Origin of the sequence: Serratia sp. JSRIV002 (genome assembly GCF_019968725.1) — a bacterium.
Taxonomy (GTDB): domain Bacteria; phylum Pseudomonadota; class Gammaproteobacteria; order Enterobacterales; family Enterobacteriaceae; genus Chania; species Chania fonticola_B.
In genome coordinates, this window is record NZ_CP074143.1 from 1,035,759 (window position 1) to 1,054,876 (window position 19,118).

Sequence of the window (19,118 nt, forward strand, 5' to 3'; positions counted from 1 at the left end):
GAGTGATCCCCAGTAATATGGTCAACATCCCATGACCATATTACTGTACTCCTTTCCTAATATTTTCAGCGCATTAACTATTTTTATCCTTCTCACTATTATGGGGCGGTCTCGTAATATCTCCCAGGCAAGCCTCAGATATGACAGGACTCTCCTGTCTTTCACCGTATTGGCCTGATAATGGCGATGGAGTTGTTTCTTTTCTGCCATATACCCCGTCAGCCACATCACCAGGCTCGCCATGGCCGCCACTACACTCAGCACCTCCAGGCGTCCTTTACCCTGACTCCGCCCATACCTCATCCCATACCCGAAGCGGTGACTCTTTTCATCGCGGAAGTTTTGCTCTATCTGCATCCGACGGCTATAGAGTGTCATTATCTGAGCGGGCTCCAGACCTTCCACGTTGCTGAACAGTAGCCACGGTTCCTGCGCGCTTTTTCTATGTTCTTTTTCTGTTTTTGACTCAGTCCCTTTTCCATGCCGCCCTGCCGATGGACGCTTTTGCAGATAAAGGCTGCCACCGCAAGGGAGTTTGGGTTTACGCGCAAGCACACCATTGCCGACTTTCCGGGGGCTGGCTTCTGCCTGAAGTTCACTGACTTTCATCCAGTGTTTGCTTCCTTCAGGACGGAAGCAGATAACACCTTTGACCCTGCCCGTAAAAAACCAACCCAGTTGGCTTATATGCCTGAACCAGTCAGTTCTGAAGCCTGCATCCGTGATTATCGTGACGGACTTTCCAGCGGGAATGGCCGCGTGCAGGCGGTCAAGGAAGGCGCACTGTACCTGACTGTTTTGTGCCAGTTTGGCAGGCACGACTTCGCTCATCAGCGGCAGTGAACGGCCATTACAGATCAAGCTGGCTCGCAACAAGTGCCAGTTTTTGTCGTGCCATCCAGTCCAGTCGACAGCAATAACGCAGAACGGCATCAATGATGTGATAGCACCGGTAAGCAGTTGCTGGATGCGAGGCAGGTCGCGATGAAGAGCGGTATTACCGAGGGTTCGATCGGCTCGCTTGATTTTATTTTTGACGTGGGCCTTACCTGGAAGCATGCGGCCGATGCTGGTTAGCGTCAGGTCAGCGCCGTTGCAGAGTGCAGCGGCCATATCTGTAAGTCCCTTAATACGAAAGGAATGGATACCACGTAAAGACGCGGAGAAAAATTTCTGGCAAACTGTTTGTAAAGGCACGATGAGGTCTCTTCTGTTTTGTTAGCGCAACCAGTAGATCACACTTCATCGTGCCTTTCATTTTTTTCTGGGGATACCTCAGCCCTGTGGGAGAGGGTTAGGGTGAGGGGCCACATCAACACTTTCAGGAGATCGCATCATGGCTGAATTGGATCTGGCGGCGCTGAACGCGTTACCGAAGTCCGGGCAGGCGCTGGCACTGGCGGTCGTCAACGGCCAGTTGGAACAGCTTTCGGCACAGGAGAGGGTTGCCTGGGCGTTGGAACATCTGCCGGGGGAGTTTGTGCTTTCCTCCAGCTTTGGTATTCAGGCGGCGGTGTGTCTGCATCTGGTCACGCGCATCAAGCCAGATATCCCGGTGATCCTGACTGATACCGGCTACCTGTTCCCAGAAACCTACCAGTTTATCGACCAACTGGCCGACCAACTGAACCTGAACCTGCAGGTATTCCGCGCCAAGCATTCACCAGCCTGGCAAGAGGCGCGTTACGGCAAGCTGTGGGAGCAGGGCGTAGAGGGTATTGAGCAGTACAACCAAATCAATAAAGTTGAGCCGATGAACCGCGCGCTGGAAACGCTAGGTGCGCAAACCTGGTTTGCCGGCCTGCGCCGTGAGCAATCGGGCAGCCGTGCCAATCTGCCGGTGCTGGCGGTGCAGCGTGGGGTATTCAAGATCCTGCCGATCATCGACTGGGATAACCGCCAGATTTACCAATATCTCACCGAACATGGGCTGAGCTACCACCCGCTGTGGGATCAGGGTTACCTGTCGGTGGGCGATATCCACACCACCCGTAAATGGGAGGAAGGCATGAGCGAGGAAGAAACCCGCTTCTTCGGCCTGAAGCGCGAGTGTGGTCTGCACGAAGGTTGATGAGCGCATAGTTAACGAACCGGGTTCTGCGAGGGCCCGACTAATTAAGTTCTAGCTCAATAACATGTGACGTCTGAGTGCGCGGGTCAAATCTTGGCGGGTATGCAAAAACAGCAAGATGTCGAAGGTATGACCGGTGATTTCATACAGCGTCCGGTATTCGTGTTTATCCAGACGTTCTCGTAGTCCTAAGCCATAATCAGCCAAAGTGGCGTTAAAACGATAGCGCTTGGGATCTTCTCGCAACGTGGCAGTAGCTTCCAAGAGCAATTGGTCTACAAAGTGTCCTGCATCCACTGAACCAATAGTGGCTGTTTTGAACGACTCTATATCGGCAAGGCACTGAAATGCGGTTTCGGTCAGACGCACTTCATACATGGTTGGTTACTCCTTAACCTCTTGCAGCCCTTAGCCTTTTTAATGCTTCATCAGGAGTCAGGACTTTCCCTTCGGCGACTTCTTGCTTGGATTTCAGCACCAGTTTTAGCAGTGCATGGGTTTGCTGCTCCTGTTCCCAGGCAGCCAATTCCTCTTGTCGTTCCAAGGCCGTTTGGACGAATAATTCTGCGGTTCCATTTTTAGTCACCCAAACACCTCCTTTGAAACTATCAGGTGAACCGAGACTCTCTCGTGTCGCTTGTTGCGATAAGGTTTTGTGCGTACTCATTAGTTTTTTCTCGAATACGGGTTTCTCTCAGTATACTTAACCGAGATGTCGAGTACAAAATTTGTACTCGATTTTACGTCCAATTATTTCTTCTTTTTCTTTTTCGGCTCAGGGACAGGATGTGCCTGCACCCATTCTTTTACCAACGGTAACAGGATCCGCACGCTGTCGCGGCTGCGCTTGTCGATTCGCCCTGGCAGGTGGGTTTCCAGATATTGCAGATTGTCGTATTGCGGACGATGCCAGGTAATGCCTTGCGGGAAGCTAGGGCTGGTGGCGCGTTGTTGATAGCCGTCCTTATCCCCCAGCGACCAGTTGGTGGCTTCTACCGCCATCACCGGAATTTTGGCGTTATCGAAGACGATCTGATCGGAACAGCAACCGGTGCCAGTTGGAAAACCTTTGCTGCCTGGGTTGATGGCCGCCTCAATACCATAACGGTGGGCGATGCTCAGCGCACGATCGCGGGATCGGGCCACCACTTCCGGCTCGGTGTTACGCCCGGAGTGGAAATAGAGGCGATCGCCGGTGATCAGGCTATCGAGATTAATCACCAGTAGCGTGTTTTTGCGTTCCTCCGGCGTCATACGGCCAAGGTAGTTTTTAGCGCCTACTGACTTCAGCTCTTCGCCACTCATGGCCACAAAGCGCAGGGTATAGGTGGTGGGGATGTTTTTCAGCCTGTTGGCCAACTCCAGCATCACGCCCACGCCGGAGGCATTGTCATCGACCCCCTGCAGCGTCAGGCCACCGAGGTTATTGTCCACCTCATCGTCGCTCAGCGGGGTATAGGTATCGAAGTGCGCCATGATGATGACCTGCTGGGGCCGCTCACCCTTTTTGGTCGCAATCACCGAGGTGACGCTGATCTTGCGCCAGTTTTCACTGGTGTCTTTATTGGTGTAGAGATAACGGGCGTCAAAGGTACGGGTATCAGCCGGGTAGCCCATCTCGGTAAACTGCTGTTTCAGGTAGTCTGCGGCCAGTAATTCTGCCGGGCTGCCGGCCATGCGGCCGGGGAAGTAGGTAGCGATATGGCGGATCTGGTTGGCGGCGAACTGGCCCATCGGGGCTTCTTTTACGGGTTTGGTAGCGGCCGAAACGCTTACAGCACTGCCGAGAGCGACTAACAACAGCCCTGCCCTCAGACACAAGCGGGAAAACATACCTAAAAATCCTTCTCTGACAGCAGTGATGCCGATTATTTTTGCGGTAGTTAGTATGGGACGCCAGCGCCGATAAGACAATTTCTTCGCGTCCTATTTTTGTCTTGGGTGCGCGCCGTTAAACCGCTGCTATCCCTGTCTGGGGCGGAACATGTTTGACCATCGGGCAACATCAAGCAAGCTCTGTTAACTCGCACCCGTAACCCCATTACGTACAGCGAGTTAGGCGCAATGCCAACAGCCTTATTCCTTTTAAGAACATCTCATGCCTTTTCGTCATTTCAGGGGGCAAATCGCACGCCGTATAGTCACCCTATCAATCTGTTATATGAAAAGGCCGTTGTGGACTATCTACCAATATTTGCCGACCTGAAACACCGCCCTGTGCTGGTGGTTGGCGGCGGCGAAGTGGCTGCACGCAAAGTCGACCTCCTGCTACGCGCAGGGGCGCAGGTGCGGATCGCGGCGCAGGCGCTCTCAGAAGAGCTGGAGCACCAACACCTGCAAGGGCGCGTTGAGTGGCTGGGGCAGAACTTTGTGCCGCAGCAGTTAGACGACGTCTTTCTGGTGATTGCCGCTACCGACGATAGCGTGCTGAACGCCGAGGTGTATGCCGAAGCGGATAAGCGCCGCGTGCTGGCCAACGTAGTGGATGACCAACCGCGCTGCTCCTTTATCTTCCCGTCGATTATCGATCGCTCACCGTTGGTGGTGGCCGTGTCATCTAGCGGCCAAGCTCCGGTATTGGCGCGGATGTTACGTGAGAAGCTGGAAGCGTTATTGCCCGCCAGCCTGGGGCAGATGGCGGAACTGGCCGGAGGGTTGCGTGGCAAAGTGAAGCAACGGCTGGCTTCCATCGGGACCAGACGACGTTTCTGGGAGAAAACCTTCAACGGCCGTTTCGCGACGTTGGTGGCGAATGGCCAGACGGAGCAGGCGCAGCAGCAGTTGGAACAGGATTTAACGGCTTTTGCGCAGGGTAATGAGGGGACGCAAGGTGAGATCGCACTGGTCGGGGCAGGCCCGGGCGATGTCGGCTTGTTGACCCTACGCGGGCTGCAGGTGATGCAGCAGGCCGACGTGGTGCTTTACGATCACCTGGTGAGCGAAGAGACGCTGGATTTGGTGCGTCGCGACGCCGAACGTATCTGCGTGGGCAAACGCGCCGGTGCGCACTCGGTGATCCAGGAAGAGACCAATCGCCTGCTGGTGGAACTGGCGCAGCAAGGGAAGCGGGTGGTGCGGTTAAAAGGTGGCGATCCCTTTATCTTTGGCCGGGGTGGCGAAGAGTTACAGGTGGCCGCCGCTGCCGGGATCCCCTTCCAGGTAGTGCCGGGCGTAACCGCCGCAGCAGGGGCTACGGCCTATGCCGGTATTCCGCTAACGCACCGCGATCACGCCCAAAGCGTGACCTTTATTACCGGCCATTGCCGTGACGATGACGACGGTTTGGATTGGCCTGCTCTGGCGCGGGCGCGTCAGACGTTGGCGATCTACATGGGCACCATGAAGGCGGCGGATATCAGCCGCAACCTGATTGCCCATGGCCGTGATGCGAGCACGCCAGTCGCCGTGATCAGCCGGGGTACGCGGGCCGATCAGCAGGTGCAGACTGGCACCTTGCAACTGCTGGAACAATTAACTCGGCAGGCCCCATTACCGGCGCTGCTGGTGATCGGTGAAGTGGTGGAATTACACCATCAAATCGCCTGGTTTGGGCATCAATCGCAGACGGCAGTGGCAGCGCGCCCGGCCGTCGTGAATTTGGCTTAAAGGATCTGTTATGGACCAAAAACGACTCACTCATTTGCGGCAATTGGAGGCGGAGAGCATCCATATCATCCGTGAAGTGGCCGCCGAATTCGGCAATCCGGTGATGCTCTATTCCATCGGTAAAGACTCCTCGGTGATGCTGCATCTGGCACGCAAGGCGTTCTATCCGGGCACGCTGCCGTTTCCGTTGCTGCATGTGGATACCGGTTGGAAATTCAACGAAATGTACCAATTCCGCGATCGTACCGCCAAAGAGTACGGTTTCGAGCTGCTGATCCACAAAAACCCGGAAGGGGTGGCTATGGGGATCAACCCGTTTGTCCACGGCAGCGCCAAGCACACCGATATCATGAAAACCGAAGGCCTCAAGCAGGCGCTGAACAAGTACGGTTTTGACGCCGCCTTCGGTGGTGCCCGCCGCGACGAGGAGAAATCCCGCGCCAAAGAGCGCATCTATTCTTTCCGCGATCGCTTCCACCGCTGGGATCCGAAAAACCAGCGCCCGGAGCTGTGGCACAACTATAACGGCCAGATCAACAAGGGCGAGAGCATCCGCGTGTTCCCGCTGTCGAACTGGACCGAGCTGGATATCTGGCAATATATCTTCCTGGAGAAGATCGACATCGTGCCGCTCTACCTGGCCAAACCGCGCCCGGTGGTGGAACGCGACGGCATGTTGATGATGGTGGATGACGATCGTATCGATCTGCAACCGGGTGAGGTGATCAGCCAGCGTATGGTGCGGTTCCGTACCCTCGGCTGCTGGCCGTTGACCGGCGCGGTGGATTCTTCTGCGCAGACGCTGCCGGAGATCATCGAGGAAATGCTGGTTTCTACCACCAGCGAACGTCAGGGCCGCATGATCGACCGCGATCAGTCCGGTTCGATGGAGCTGAAAAAGCGCCAAGGGTATTTCTAAGGAGCCGCCGGAATGAACAACGTTATTGCACAACAAATCGCCGAACAGGGCGGGGTAGAAGCCTACCTGCACGCGCAGCAGCACAAGAGCCTGCTACGTTTCCTGACCTGTGGCAGCGTGGACGACGGTAAAAGCACCCTGATTGGCCGCTTGCTGCACGATACCCGCCAGATCTACGAAGATCAGCTCTCAACCCTGCATACCGACAGTAAACGCATCGGCACCCAAGGGGAGAAGCTCGATCTGGCCTTGCTGGTGGATGGCCTGCAGGCAGAACGTGAGCAGGGCATTACCATCGACGTGGCCTACCGCTATTTCTCGACCGAAAAGCGCAAATTTATCATCGCCGATACGCCGGGGCATGAGCAGTACACCCGCAATATGGCTACCGGTGCCTCGACCTGCGACTTGGCGATCCTGCTGATCGATGCGCGCAAAGGCGTGCTGGATCAGACCCGTCGCCACAGTTTTATCGCCACGCTGCTCGGTATTCGCCACCTGGTGGTGGCGGTGAACAAAATGGACCTGGTGGATTACAGCCAGGCGGTGTTTGAACAGTTCAAACAGGATTACCTGAGCTTCGCCGAGCAGTTGCCCAACGACCTGGAGATTAAATTCGTCCCGTTGTCGGCACTGGACGGTGACAACGTTGCTAGCCAGAGCATACAGATGCCTTGGTATAGCGGCCCGACACTGTTGGAGGTGTTGGAAAGTGTGGATGTCATCAGCGAGCGTGAACATCAGCCGCTGCGCTTCCCGGTACAATACGTCAACCGCCCGAATCTCGATTTCCGCGGTTATGCCGGGACTTTGTCTGCCGGTGTGGTCCGCGTGGGCCAGCGCATCAAGGTGCTGCCGTCTGGCGTTGAATCCACCGTGGCGCGCATCGTGACCTTTGATGGCGATCTGCAGGAGGCGGGGCCGGGTGAAGCGATCACGCTGGTGCTGAAAGATGAAGTCGACATCAGCCGGGGCGACCTGCTGGTGGATGCCAGCGAAACCCTACAGGCCACGCAAAGCGCCTTGGCGGACGTGGTATGGATGGCAGAACAGCCGTTGTTACCGGGCCAAAGCTACGACATCAAGGTAGCCGGGAAGAAAACTCGCGCCCGCGTTGAGAGCATTCGCCATCAGGTGGAGATCAACTCGCTGGCGCAGCATCAGGCCGACGTGTTGCCCCTGAACGGCATTGGGCTGGTGGAGCTGACCTTCGACGAACCGCTGGTGCTGGACAGCTATCAACAGAATCATGATACCGGCGGCCTGATCTTTATCGATCGTTTGACCAACGTCACGGTTGGCGCGGGGTTGATCCGCGAAGCCTTGCAGCAGGATAATCCGGCAGCGGCGGGCAATTTCAGCGCCTTTGAACTGGAGCTGAACGCCTTGGTACGCAAGCATTTCCCACACTGGGGTGCGCGTGACCTGCTGAAGGGGAATTAACGTGGCCGAGGCTGAGTTAGCGAAAGACGAAAACGTTGTGTGGCACCCGCATGCGGTTACGCGTGCGGAGCGTGAAACAGCGAACGGCCATCAGGGTGTGGTGCTATGGTTTACCGGCCTGTCTGGTTCGGGGAAATCGACCGTGGCTGGCGCGCTGGAGCAGGCGCTGCATCAGTTGGGGGTCAGTACCTATCTGCTGGATGGTGACAATGTGCGCCACGGCCTGTGCCGCGACTTGGGGTTCTCCGACGACGATCGGCGCGAGAATATCCGCCGGGTGGGGGAAGTGGCCAAGCTGATGGTGGATGCTGGGCTGGTGGTGTTGACGGCGTTTATCTCACCGCACCGTGCCGAACGGCAGATGGTGCGGGAAATGTTGGCCGAGGGACAGTTTATCGAAGTGTTTGTCGACACCCCGCTGGCGATTTGTGAGGCTCGCGATCCGAAAGGATTGTACAAAAAGGCCCGCGCCGGTGAGCTGCGTAATTTCACCGGTATCGATTCGGTGTACGAGGCGCCGGAACGGCCGGATATCCGGCTTAATGGTGAACAATTGGTAACAAATTTGACCGCGCAATTGTTAGACCTGCTGCGTGGTCAGGCTATTATCAAACCCTGAATTCGCAAAAAGCGCGTGGCGTGATCGAGCTACGCGCTTTTTACTCTAGCAAGTCGCCGCAGAGCGAGCCAATAGACCAGGGAACGCTATGCAAAATGCCACGCCACTAGTGATTGATAGCCAACTCGAGCAAGAGGAACCCTCGTACTCCTTTTTGGGCGGCACCAGCGGCTTTGTCTTCTATTGGCTGGCGTTTACCGTGCCTTTTATAGTTTACGGTTCTAACACCTTGTTTTTCCTTCTTTATACTTGGCCGTTTTTCCTGGCTTTGATGCCAGCCTCGGTGCTGCTGGGTATTGTCTTCAGCGTGCTGCTGCGCGGGCGTTTGTTCCTCACGCTGCTGCTGACCGGTATCACCGTCATCTGTCTGTTTTGGCTGGTGTTCAGCTTTCTGAGTGGCTGGTAATAAAAAGGGCGCCAGTGCGCCCAAGAGATGTCAAAGCGGTGCCGAAGGTTACAAAACTTTGCTTAAAAATGCCTGGGTGCGCGGATTGGTCGGGTTACCGAAGATGTGCTCCGGTGTGCCTTCTTCCTGAATGATCCCCTGATCGATAAACAGCACCCGGTCGGCCACTTCGCGGGCGAAGCCCATTTCATGGGTTACTACCACCATGGTCATGCCTTCAAGAGCCAGCGCCTTCATCACCGCCAACACTTCCCCGACCAACTCCGGATCCAGCGCCGAGGTAGGCTCATCAAACAGCATGATTTGCGGTTCCATCGCCAATGCGCGGGCGATGGCGACACGCTGTTGCTGCCCGCCGGACAGGCTGCTGGGATAGGCATCGATCTTGTCGAGCAGGCCCACTTTATTCAGTAACACCTCTGCACGTTCAATAGCCTCGCTGCGGGAGAGTTTTTTCACGTCCATCGGCGCCATGATGATGTTTTCCAACACCGTCATATGCGGGAACAGGTTAAAGCGTTGGAATACCATGCCCACGCTTTCACGCATCTTGTTCAGATCGGTCTTCTGATCGTGAATGGCAAAGCCATTGACGTCGATCTCACCGCCCGAGAGCGTCTCCAGCGCGTTGATACAGCGCAGAAAGGTACTTTTACCGGAGCCGGAAGGGCCGATAATGCATACCACTTCTTTCGGGGCGATCTGGCAGGAGATCCCGCGCAGCACGTGGGCTTCGCCAAATTGTTTTTGCAGGTTATGTACGCGAATCACTTTTACCGAACCTTTTTTCCATGTGTTGCACCATCAGCGAGAGCAGGAAGGTGATGACCCAATAGATCACTGAAATAGTCAGATAGGGCTCCCAGTAGGTGGCGTACGCGCCGGAAACGGTACGCGCGGCATAAGCCAGATCCGCCAGACCAATCGCGGAGGCCAGGGACGAATCCTTGACGATGGCGATGGCGTTGTTGCCAAGCGGCGGCAGCATGCGGCGGAAGGCCTGCGGCAGGATCACCTTACGCATGGTCTTGCCGTAGCCCATCCCCAACGAGCGTGAAGCCTCCATCTGGCCGCGGTCGATCGACTGGATCCCGGCACGGAATATCTCCGAGACGTAAGCACCGGCGTTCAACGTGATGGCGACTACGCAAGACAGGAAGGCACCGTAATCGGAACGTAATGCGCGTGCGAAGTCGACGCTCATCAAACCGTTGCTGACCAGCAGGCCGTCACGCGGGTTGATAAACAGCGGCACCAGCGCGAAGTGGACCACCATGATTTGCACAAACAGCGGTGTGCCCCGGAAGGCGCTGATGTAGATGCGCACCGGCCATTGCACGCAATAGTGCAGGATCGGTTTCCAGATGCCGTGCGGTGCCTGCGCCAGGCGGCCTAACCCGAGGAGCAGCCCCCAGGTGGTGCCCAGGATCACGCAGATGATGGTACATTTGATGGTCATCCAGGCACCCTCCATAAACAGCGGAGCGTATTCCTCAATGATCTCCCAACGGAATGCTGACAAAATATAATCCTTACGGTGGTAGTGCGAACTTGTGGGTCTAATGCGTAGGGGCACAGTCAATTGTGCCCCTATTTACAGCCGGTTTATTCTGCTGGCAGCGTAGGGACGTTGCTGTCGAACCAGGTCTGGTAGATTTTGGCGTAGGTGCCATCGGCGATGATTTTCTTCAGGCCGCTGTTGATCTTGTTACGCAGCTCATCGTTGCCCTTGGCCACCGCAATGCCGAAATACTGGCGCTCAAACTTGGCGTCTGACACCAGCTTGAACTCTTTCTCCGGGTGGGTCTTGATATAGAACTTGGCCACGCCAACGTCACCCACGGCCGCGCCAATGCCATCTTCATACAGCTCTTGCAGCAGCAGCGGGGTGTTATCAAAACGCTTGATGGCGGTGCTGTTCTTACCCAAGACGTCGGAAACCACGATGTCGCCGGTGCTGGAGTTAACCACGCCCACCTTCAGGGTTTTCAGCGCGTCGATAGAGTCTACCGTAGACTCTTTCGGTACCACGATAGCCTGCTCTGCCGGGAAGTATGGCGAAGAGAAGTCGACCATCTGCTTGCGCTTGTCGGTAATGGTGATGCCGGAAATGATGATGTCGCGGTCGCCAGAGTTCAAGGTGGCAAAGATGCCTTCCCACGGCGTATTTACCAGCTTCACCTGGAAACCTTCCGCTTTGGCGACGGCCTTGATCACATCGATATCAAAACCTTCCAGCTCTTTTTTGCTGTTTTCGTATTCGAACGGGCGATAGGTACCGCCGGAGCCGACAACATACGTCGGTTCTGCGGCAAAGGAAGCCGCGGAAAAAGTGGCCGCCAGGCAGGCACTAATCAGCACTAAACGTTTTAACATGAGCATTCCCCGAATAAGTTGAGTCGTTGAGTAAAGGTTATATATTGGATTTATTTATGCACTTTAGATGCATAAAAATAAACTTACATGAATAAAAACACAACCCCTACCTGATGATGAAAATGCTAACAGTGTTAAATATGAATAATTATTTAAAAATTGGCGTAAATGTCGGTGGAAATGCCATCGATCCAGTTATTCTTACTGCATACTGACGCAAGGGGCGGTGCACGTTATGCCTGCCTGGATTTAATGCCGCTTTCAGGCGACAATCAGGCGCTAAACTCAGGAAGTTCTGATTACGCTTGAGGGCTGCAGGTGAAAAGCCGCTGCTGGTGTGGAGTCAAACGGCAAGTTGTGGGATGATTAAGCGCTTTTTTTAGGGGGCGGAGATGGGAAAACTGACGCTGCTATTGCTGGCGCTGCTTGGCTGGTTACAGTATTCGCTGTGGCTGGGGAAGAATGGTATTCACGATTATGTGCGGGTCAATGATGACGTTACGGCTCAGCAGAGCAGCAATGCCAAATTGAAAGCGCGTAACGATCAGCTGTTTGCCGAGATCGACGACCTGAACGGTGGTCAGGAAGCGATAGAAGAACGCGCACGTAATGAACTGGGCATGATCAAGCCCGGCGAGACTTTCTATCGTCTGGTGCCTGAATCTTCCGGACGCAATGCGGCGTCTGCCACACAGAACAACCCACCGAAGTAACGCATGAATCCATCCATTGGCTCCTCCCCTCAGGTGATCGCCGTCCTGCCCGCTGCCGGTATTGGCAGCCGTATGCAGGCCGATTGTCCGAAGCAATATTTAACCATCGGCCATCAAACCATTCTTGAGCACGCCATCCACGCCTTGTTACGTCATCCGCGTATTACCCAGGTGATCGTGGCTATCAGCCCCGAAGACCAACAGTTTAAAACGCTACCGATCGCCAGCGATCCGCGGGTGTTGGTCACTGAAGGCGGGCAACAGCGCGCCGATTCGGTGCTGGCCGGGCTGCAACTGGCTGGCAACGCGCACTGGGTATTGGTACATGATGCTGCCCGCCCTTGCCTGCATCCTGACGATCTGGAGCGGTTGCTGGCGATCACGGCACACAGTAAGGTCGGCGGCATTCTTGCCGCGCCGGTGCGTGATACCATGAAGCGTGCGCAGGTGGGCCAAAGCATCATCTCGCACACCGTGGAACGCCAGGATTTGTGGCATGCACTGACGCCACAGCTGTTCCCGCTGGAACTGCTTAAACTCTGCCTGCAACGCGCCCTGGATGAAGGGGCGACGGTAACCGATGAAGCCTCGGCGCTGGAGCATTGCGGTTATCATCCGCTGCTGGTGGCGGGGCGTGCGGACAATATTAAAGTGACGCGGCCAGAGGATTTGGCGCTGGCGGCGTTCTATTTGACTCAGTTGAACAACTAAAGGAGCGCATCATGCGTATCGGTCACGGTTTTGATGTCCATAAATTTGGCGGCGAAGGGCCGTTGGTGATCGGCGGTGTTCGCATTCCTTATGAAAAAGGACTGCTGGCTCACTCCGATGGTGACGTGGCGCTGCATGCGGCCACCGATGCTCTGCTGGGGGCGGCGGCGTTGGGGGATATCGGCAAGCTGTTCCCGGATACTGATCCGGCCTTTAAAGGCGCGGACAGCCGTGAGCTGCTGCGCGAAGCCTGGAAACGCATTCGTGCCAAGGGCTATCGTCTGGGTAATCTGGATGTCACCATCATTGCGCAGGCACCGAAGATGGCACCGCACATTCCTCAGATGCGCATCTTCCTGGCGGAAGATCTGCAATGCCATATGGATGACGTTAACGTCAAAGCGACCACCACCGAACAGCTGGGCTTTACCGGCCGTGGCGAAGGCATTGCCTGCGAAGCGGTTGCCCTGTTGATCAAGGAATAACGTATGGACATGGCCAATCTGACCTGGTTGCACGGCAAGCCAGCGGCTACCGGCGTGCTGAAAGCCAACCCGGAAGACTTTGTGGTGGTTGAGGATCTGGGCTTTACCCCAGATGGTGAAGGTGAGCACCTGCTGGTGAACATCCGCAAGAACGGCTGCAACACCCAGTTTGTGGCGGACGCTCTGGCGAAGTTTGCCGGCATTCATGCCCGTTCGGTCAGCTATGCCGGTTTGAAAGATCGCCATGCAGTCACCGAGCAGTGGTTCTGTCTGCATCTGCCGGGGAAAGAATCTCCCGATCTCAGCCGGTTTGCGCTGGAAGGCTGCGAAGTGCTACAGGCCGCTCGCCACCTACGCAAGCTGCGCATCGGTACGTTGAAGGGGAACGAATTCACCCTGGTGCTACGCCAGATCGGCGATCGCCAAGAGGTGGAGCAGCGTTTACAGGCTATCGCGGCGGGTGGCGTGCCGAACTACTTTGGCAGCCAGCGCTTTGGCCGTGGGGGCAACAACCTGACGATGGCGCGCCGCTGGGCCAACGATGAGATCCGGGTTAAGGAGCGCAGCAAACGTAGCTTCTACCTGTCCGCCAGCCGCAGTGCGTTGTTCAACTTCATTGCCAGCCAGCGTTTGGCTAACCAACAGCAACAAACGGTGCTGGAAGGGGATGCGTTACAGCTGGCCGGGCGCGGGAGCTGGTTCGTGGCCAAAGCGGAAGAGTTAGCCACCCTGCAACAACGGTTAGACGCGGGTGAACTGATGATCACGGCTCCATTGCCGGGGGATGGTGAACCCGGTACTGCCGGGGAAGCATTGGTCTTTGAACAAGCTTGTCTGGTGTCACAGCCAGAGCTGATGGCGTTATTAAAGCGTGAGCGTGTAGAGCCTGCGCGGCGGGCCTTGCTGCTACAGCCGCAGAAAATGCAGTGGAGCTGGTGGGATGATGTCACCGTGGAATTACGTTTCTGGTTACCAGCAGGCAGTTTCGCTACCAGCGTAGTGCGCGAAATAATGCAATTGGCTAGCGATGAGGCGGATATTGCCGAGTGACTGCCAGCTTGATCCTCACCTCTTAATCCTTGCTTTCCAGTTTGGGCTGAAAGGAGTTCAGCCTGAACGGAATTGAACGGCTTTGTTGAATACATCAGATAGTTGATTCAATCCCCTGCAATAAAATCCCTCTTTCGTCACCTTATTCAGCGCACGGAGCATGGCCATAACCTCTGCAACCTGGCCATCATCATCCCGAAGCGTGAACCGCTGTTTTGCCCACCATTTGCCTGATGTTGTCGGGATGATACGTGACCCAAACTCGATATATAGCAAAGTTTCGATACATTCAGCAGAGCCTGAGTGAGGCGAAAGAACGCTGTCAGCGGCCTGTTTTGCAACGTTGTTTATTCCTGATATCGCGCTATTAATTGAAACCTTAACTTGTTTTTTTAGTGCTTAATTGTAATTTATCACTTGATAACTCCATATAATTAAAAATTATTATAATATTAATCAATGGGTTACATTGATGGATATTATTATTATTATTATATTGATCTGAGCTATTGGTGGTCATTATAATTGCTATCAAATCTACGGAAGATAAACAAATCAGGCTGGTCTCTGCTGTATTTGTTTTTTAAATTTGGAAAGAGCCTCTCATTGCGCTCGTTGCGGATTAATCATGAAACTCAGTGTTATTAAATGCCTGTTCGGCATTGCTATTCTTTCTATTTGTTCAGGCCCTGCATTGGCCAATATGAATGTTTATCCTATGGAATTAGGGATCGGCGAAAATGGGGCCGCTCAAATAAGAGTTATGTCGCAAAGCGATGGGGTTCAGTTCGTCAAAGTAACAGAAAAACAAATAATAAATGCTGGAACTGAACAAGAAAAAGAAGTGAGCGTTGAGCAACTCGGCAAAAGCTCGTTGGTGATAACACCAAATAAACTGGCAATTTCGGCGGGTAGTCAACGTCTTGTACGACTAGTCGCCCTGGAATTACCGGAAAAGGAAACCACCTGGCGGGTCTATTTTGAGGGTGTGTCAGGATTAGATGATAACACCAATGCTGCTAGCACACAGGCGGCTACAGGTAAGGTGGGTATCAGCCTGGTATGGGGAGCCTTGGTCCACGTTGCGCCTAAAAAGGTCGTTACCAGCCTGGCGTTGGATGCGCAGCGCGGCATGGTGATCAATGATGGTACGCTGCGTATTCCACTACGTGAGGTCGGCGTCTGTGATTTGGCCGGCGTCTGTGACTGGAAAAAAGAAACGACTACGGTATATCCAGGAACCGAGCTCAAAATTGCTTCCCTTATGGTAAAGCCAGGGAAGAAGTATAAAGCACGCTATTTTAACTGGATCAAAAAGAGTGTTGAAGAAATTGATTTATCTATAAATAAGTAAGTTTAGAGTTAAATCATGGGCCCTATTTTTATAGGGGATGTAAAGTAAGTTGGATGTGTTTGTAATATAAAATGGAGATTTTATGAAAAAGTTAATTAAACCACTGTTAGTTGTTTCAATCATGGCAACCGCATTTTCAAGCCAGGCTATTCGAAAAGATATTACTGTGAATGCCAACGTGGATACGACGATTGATATGACGCAGCCAGATAATACGGCTTTGCCAAGCAGTATCGATATGCAGTATCTGCCAGGCAAAGGCCTGTCGCCTTTTAAACTGAATACCAAGGTTTGGTCTAACAGTGCCACTGCGGGTGTTAATATCCGCCTGGTAAGTGCGGCGACCCTGGCGGATGTCAATGGAGAGAACAAGATCCCATTGACCGTAACCCTGGGTGATAAGGTACTGACTACCGCCGACCAGATGCTGGATGCGGCGACTCTCTTCCCTGTGGGAATCGATAATGGTTCTGAAGTCTTGCCACTGCGTTTTGCACAGGCCACTCAAAATGTTGTTGCTACTGGCACCTACTCTGGTGTTGTCAGCCTGGTTATCACTCAAGCGACAAAAGCTCCTTAAACCCAGCCGGGGTATTCTAATGTTTCATGGGGCGTCTTTTAGCCCCATATTTATCAGGGATGGATAATGGTTTATCGCGTTAGCCTATCTACAGGATTGTTTCTGGGACTTTTGAGCGTGCAAAATGTCGCGCTGGCGGTTACCCAAAGAATTCCCCCAGGTTTTGAGGTGTTGGCTCAGGGGCAGGTTCTTTGGGTTGATGTATCACTCTATGGCAAGTCTCTCGGGCTTTATGAAGCCAATATCAATCTTGAACATGTTGTCTTTATAAAGCCAGCGGAGTTGATTGATGCTGTAAAACAGCAGTTCAACGACGATCCAGGGCTGAGGGTGCAGTTGAGTGCCGCGTTGGGGCAGCCATTGCTGCGTAACGGTAACCTTGCCTGTAGCAGTAACGGCAATGCCCCGAGTTGTGACTATCTGGAAACCCAGACAGTTGGCATCATCTATGACGAAAATAACTCGCGGGTTAACCTGTTTCTTGATCGTCAGTACTTACCGAAAAAAGACGCGGAAAGCAGTTTCTATCAGGCGAGTGTGGAAAGTGAAAATGCGTTTCTCCATCAGCAAAACCTCAATTTTGTTGCTGATGAAAACTATCAGTCGTTGTCGGTCCAGGGGACTGGTTCACTGGGCGTTACTGAAAGTGGTTATCTTAATGCCGACTGGCTCTATCTGGGGCAGCGCTATCGCCATGCCAACCATCAGCAGATAGAGATGAACAATGCCTATTTTAGGCAGGACTTGTGGCAGCGTTTCTACCTGCAAGGTGGCATGATGGACTCTCGCGATATCTTCAGCAACTCGGGGGGGAATATCAACCTGAGCCAACTGCCGATTGGAAAAATTCGTGGGTTACGGGCGGGGTCGACCCTGGCCTGGATCAACCAGACGCAGGTTTCCCGGGGAACCCCGGTTTCGGTATTCTTGTCGCGTAACGCACGTATCGACGCTTATCGTGATGAACAGCTACTGTCTTCCTTTTACCTGAATGCCGGAGCACAGGAGCTGGATACGCGCGCATTCCCCAGCGGTAGCTATACCATTACGCTGCGTGTCTATGAGGACAATCAGCTGGTCAGAACAGAAACAGTCCCTTACACCAACACTGGCGTGTCTTCACTGGATACTTTTCAGTGGTTCCTGCAATACGGGGCTGAGGTTGATCGCGACTCGCAGCGTACGGGGGACGACCGGCGTGTGGTGCAGGGCGGGCTGCGTATGCCGCTAACCGATACGTTGTCGCTGACGGCGGGGACCACGGTGCAGAGTGACGTCCACTACTGGGAAGGGGCGGCGGACTGGATCCACGGTTTTAACAGCGGCCCGTTGGACGGGATAATGACGGCTCGTACCAGTTATCTGTCTGGCAGCGACGGTGCCCGGGGAAATATTCAGCAAATCAATTACAACGATGGTTTCTCATTGAGTTTCTATCGTTCAGCCATGTCGGTGCCTGATTGCAATTCTCAGGGGCTGAACTACGGTTTTAGCGGTTGTTACCAAAGCACCAACCTGATGTTTTCGATGCCCTTTGCGCAATGGAACGCCAACGTTGGCTATTCGATTAACAGCAGTGAAGGGCGTTACCGCTATCGCAGTGAACTGTCCGACAGTGATGGTGACCATCAAGGTGGGGTGCCTTGGGAACGGATATATGAAACCCGTTCACGCAGCCACACCTGGCAGACGGGGGTCAGCCGCTCCTTTACAGTTAACGAGATGAATATCAACACCGGTGTCAGCGCTTTTATACGTAACGATAGCGGCCAGCAGAGAACCGATAAAGGCGGCTACCTCAATATCAGCCTGTCGTTCTCCGGGCGCCGCGGTGGCAATGACGTCAGCAGCAATACTTCACTCGGAGCCAACTACCAGAATAGCCAACGTGGGGCAGGGCAGCTCAGTTATAACGCCAGCTACAGCCGTTATATTGACGAGAGCGGTCAAAATGAGTTGGGGGCGTCGATTTATGGCGTCAATAGCAAGACCCTGAGCGCTTCAACCTACGCTCGTGCCAGTGGGCAATACGGTAACGGCAGTTTAACTGTCAGCGATGCTTATGCCAAAGTGGCGAACCGACATGCAGTTAGTGGCAGCGGTAGCTATAGCTCCTCTTTGCTGGTCGATCGCACCGGGCTTTATTGGGGACGTTGGGGGGATGGCCGCCCGGCCTCCGCGATCACCGTTGGAGTGGACTCAGAGGAAGAGAATCGCGCCTCGCAGGTCAACGTCATGATAGACGGTAGAGGGCAAACAGACGTGCGTAGTAACAGCCGGGCGCTGTTTACCGTACCGAGCTATCAGCCAACCAACGTTGATATCAACGAATCACTGAAGGCGCCCACCGGCATCAGCAGCGAAATCCGCCGAGGGGCGGGAACGCGTACTGCGTTTATGGTGCCGGGCAAAGTATTGCGTCGGAATATCGAGGTCACTTCACGCTATACCTGGCTGGGAAAAATGCTGGATGAGCAGGATAAGCCGTTGGTTAACGGTATTCCGCTTAACGTGCTGTCCTGGACGCCACTGGGTGAAGGCGGTTTTAGCCTGGAAACCACCCGGCCGATGAAGCAGCTGTATCTGATGCGTGGCTCACAGTTCTATCAGTGTGCCATGACAGTGCAGGCCATGCGTGACGTGGTGCGCTATGTCGGTACTACCCGCTGTGCCGGGGTGACCCTGGCTAACATACCGCCAGCCGAGCAGAAGCAGGCGCAATTGATGACCGTGCGGCAGGGCCATGGCTCTGAAGTGCCGGTAGCGATGAAAATGAACTAGGTAA

At 54.3% G+C, this 19,118-nt stretch carries 20 protein-coding genes and 1 pseudogene; 13 read left to right on the plus strand and 8 right to left on the minus strand.

The window, feature by feature from the left end:
• Window positions 1-21 precede the first annotated feature (21 nt).
• Entirely contained in the window at window positions 22-1,113 is a 1,092-nt protein-coding gene (locus tag KGP26_RS04730; protein ID WP_223664561.1) for an IS4 family transposase, read from the minus strand.
• Window positions 1,114-1,336: 223 nt separating this feature from the next.
• Here KGP26_RS04730 and cysH point away from each other — a divergent pair, with 223 nt between their 5' ends.
• On the plus strand, window positions 1,337-2,071 hold the full coding sequence (gene cysH, locus KGP26_RS04735) for a phosphoadenosine phosphosulfate reductase (protein ID WP_179248794.1): 735 nt from the start codon (window positions 1,337-1,339) through the stop codon (window positions 2,069-2,071).
• A 51-nt stretch (window positions 2,072-2,122) separates the two neighbouring features.
• Here cysH and KGP26_RS04740 read toward each other — a convergent pair whose 3' ends face one another.
• From KGP26_RS04740 to KGP26_RS04750, 3 genes are all read right to left on the minus strand, one after another.
• Entirely contained in the window at window positions 2,123-2,449 is a 327-nt protein-coding gene (locus KGP26_RS04740) for a type II toxin-antitoxin system RelE/ParE family toxin (RefSeq protein WP_223498898.1), read from the minus strand.
• 13 nt (window positions 2,450-2,462) lie between these two features.
• Window positions 2,463-2,738: a hypothetical protein gene (locus tag KGP26_RS04745; protein WP_024485708.1), complete on the minus strand. Its 276-nt coding sequence runs from the start codon at window positions 2,736-2,738 to the stop codon at window positions 2,463-2,465.
• 83 nt (window positions 2,739-2,821) lie between these two features.
• Window positions 2,822-3,904, minus strand: coding sequence for an aminopeptidase (locus tag KGP26_RS04750; protein WP_223498899.1), 1,083 nt, complete (start codon window positions 3,902-3,904; stop codon window positions 2,822-2,824).
• Between the two features lie 342 nt (window positions 3,905-4,246).
• Between KGP26_RS04750 and cysG the strand changes: the two genes are divergently transcribed.
• From cysG to KGP26_RS04775, 5 genes are all read left to right on the plus strand, one after another.
• On the plus strand, window positions 4,247-5,677 hold the full coding sequence (cysG, locus tag KGP26_RS04755) for a siroheme synthase CysG (RefSeq protein WP_223665094.1): 1,431 nt from the start codon (window positions 4,247-4,249) through the stop codon (window positions 5,675-5,677).
• Between the two features lie 10 nt (window positions 5,678-5,687).
• Complete coding sequence (gene cysD / locus KGP26_RS04760; protein WP_024485711.1) at window positions 5,688-6,596, plus strand: sulfate adenylyltransferase subunit CysD; 909 nt, start codon at window positions 5,688-5,690, stop codon at window positions 6,594-6,596.
• Between the two features lie 12 nt (window positions 6,597-6,608).
• On the plus strand, window positions 6,609-8,039 hold the full coding sequence (gene cysN, locus KGP26_RS04765) for a sulfate adenylyltransferase subunit CysN (RefSeq protein WP_059199796.1): 1,431 nt from the start codon (window positions 6,609-6,611) through the stop codon (window positions 8,037-8,039).
• Window position 8,040: 1 nt separating this feature from the next.
• A complete protein-coding gene (gene cysC / locus KGP26_RS04770) occupies window positions 8,041-8,658 on the plus strand; it encodes an adenylyl-sulfate kinase (RefSeq protein ID WP_223498900.1) in 618 nt (205 codons plus the stop codon).
• A gap of 88 nt (window positions 8,659-8,746) precedes the next feature.
• Window positions 8,747-9,064, plus strand: coding sequence for a DUF3561 family protein (locus KGP26_RS04775; RefSeq protein WP_179256326.1), 318 nt, complete (start codon window positions 8,747-8,749; stop codon window positions 9,062-9,064).
• Between the two features lie 48 nt (window positions 9,065-9,112).
• Here the strand turns inward: KGP26_RS04775 and KGP26_RS04780 are convergent, their stop codons facing one another.
• The 3 genes from KGP26_RS04780 to KGP26_RS04790 all read right to left on the minus strand — a co-directional run bounded on the left by KGP26_RS04780 (window position 9,113) and on the right by KGP26_RS04790 (window position 11,440).
• Complete coding sequence (locus KGP26_RS04780; RefSeq protein ID WP_071682246.1) at window positions 9,113-9,835, minus strand: amino acid ABC transporter ATP-binding protein; 723 nt, start codon at window positions 9,833-9,835, stop codon at window positions 9,113-9,115.
• A complete protein-coding gene (locus KGP26_RS04785; RefSeq protein ID WP_059199800.1) occupies window positions 9,819-10,586 on the minus strand; it encodes an amino acid ABC transporter permease in 768 nt (255 codons plus the stop codon). Before KGP26_RS04785 ends, KGP26_RS04780 begins: the two co-directional genes overlap by 17 nt.
• 83 nt (window positions 10,587-10,669) lie before the next feature.
• Window positions 10,670-11,440, minus strand: a complete 771-nt coding sequence (locus tag KGP26_RS04790) for a basic amino acid ABC transporter substrate-binding protein (protein WP_218519861.1) — start codon at window positions 11,438-11,440, stop codon at window positions 10,670-10,672.
• A gap of 392 nt (window positions 11,441-11,832) precedes the next feature.
• Here KGP26_RS04790 and ftsB point away from each other — a divergent pair, with 392 nt between their 5' ends.
• The 4 genes from ftsB to truD are packed head-to-tail and all read left to right on the plus strand — an operon-like array spanning window position 11,833 to window position 14,399.
• Entirely contained in the window at window positions 11,833-12,153 is a 321-nt protein-coding gene (gene ftsB, locus KGP26_RS04795; protein WP_039995518.1) for a cell division protein FtsB, read from the plus strand.
• A gap of 3 nt (window positions 12,154-12,156) precedes the next feature.
• Window positions 12,157-12,864, plus strand: coding sequence for a 2-C-methyl-D-erythritol 4-phosphate cytidylyltransferase (gene ispD, locus KGP26_RS04800; protein ID WP_094982113.1), 708 nt, complete (start codon window positions 12,157-12,159; stop codon window positions 12,862-12,864).
• 11 nt (window positions 12,865-12,875) lie between these two features.
• The gene (gene ispF / locus KGP26_RS04805) at window positions 12,876-13,349 is read left to right on the plus strand and encodes a 2-C-methyl-D-erythritol 2,4-cyclodiphosphate synthase (RefSeq protein WP_021179414.1); all 474 of its coding nucleotides are present in this window, start codon (window positions 12,876-12,878) and stop codon (window positions 13,347-13,349) included.
• Between the two features lie 3 nt (window positions 13,350-13,352).
• Window positions 13,353-14,399 carry a tRNA pseudouridine(13) synthase TruD gene (truD, locus tag KGP26_RS04810; RefSeq protein ID WP_166734129.1) on the plus strand — a complete coding sequence of 349 codons (1,047 nt, stop codon included), beginning with the start codon at window positions 13,353-13,355 and terminating at the stop codon, window positions 14,397-14,399.
• Between the two features lie 57 nt (window positions 14,400-14,456).
• Here truD and KGP26_RS04815 read toward each other — a convergent pair.
• Window positions 14,457-14,603, minus strand: a pseudogene (locus KGP26_RS04815) (hypothetical protein); the annotation flags it as partial.
• 424 nt (window positions 14,604-15,027) lie between these two features.
• Here KGP26_RS04815 and KGP26_RS04820 point away from each other — a divergent pair.
• The 3 genes from KGP26_RS04820 (at window position 15,028) to KGP26_RS04830 (ending at window position 19,114) form a co-directional block, all read left to right on the plus strand.
• Complete coding sequence (locus KGP26_RS04820) at window positions 15,028-15,753, plus strand: fimbrial protein (protein WP_172413948.1); 726 nt, start codon at window positions 15,028-15,030, stop codon at window positions 15,751-15,753.
• Between the two features lie 82 nt (window positions 15,754-15,835).
• Complete coding sequence (locus tag KGP26_RS04825) at window positions 15,836-16,333, plus strand: CS1 type fimbrial major subunit (protein ID WP_094982111.1); 498 nt, start codon at window positions 15,836-15,838, stop codon at window positions 16,331-16,333.
• Window positions 16,334-16,450: 117 nt separating this feature from the next.
• Complete coding sequence (locus KGP26_RS04830; RefSeq protein WP_223665095.1) at window positions 16,451-19,114, plus strand: TcfC E-set like domain-containing protein; 2,664 nt, start codon at window positions 16,451-16,453, stop codon at window positions 19,112-19,114.
• Window positions 19,115-19,118: the final 4 nt, after the last annotated feature.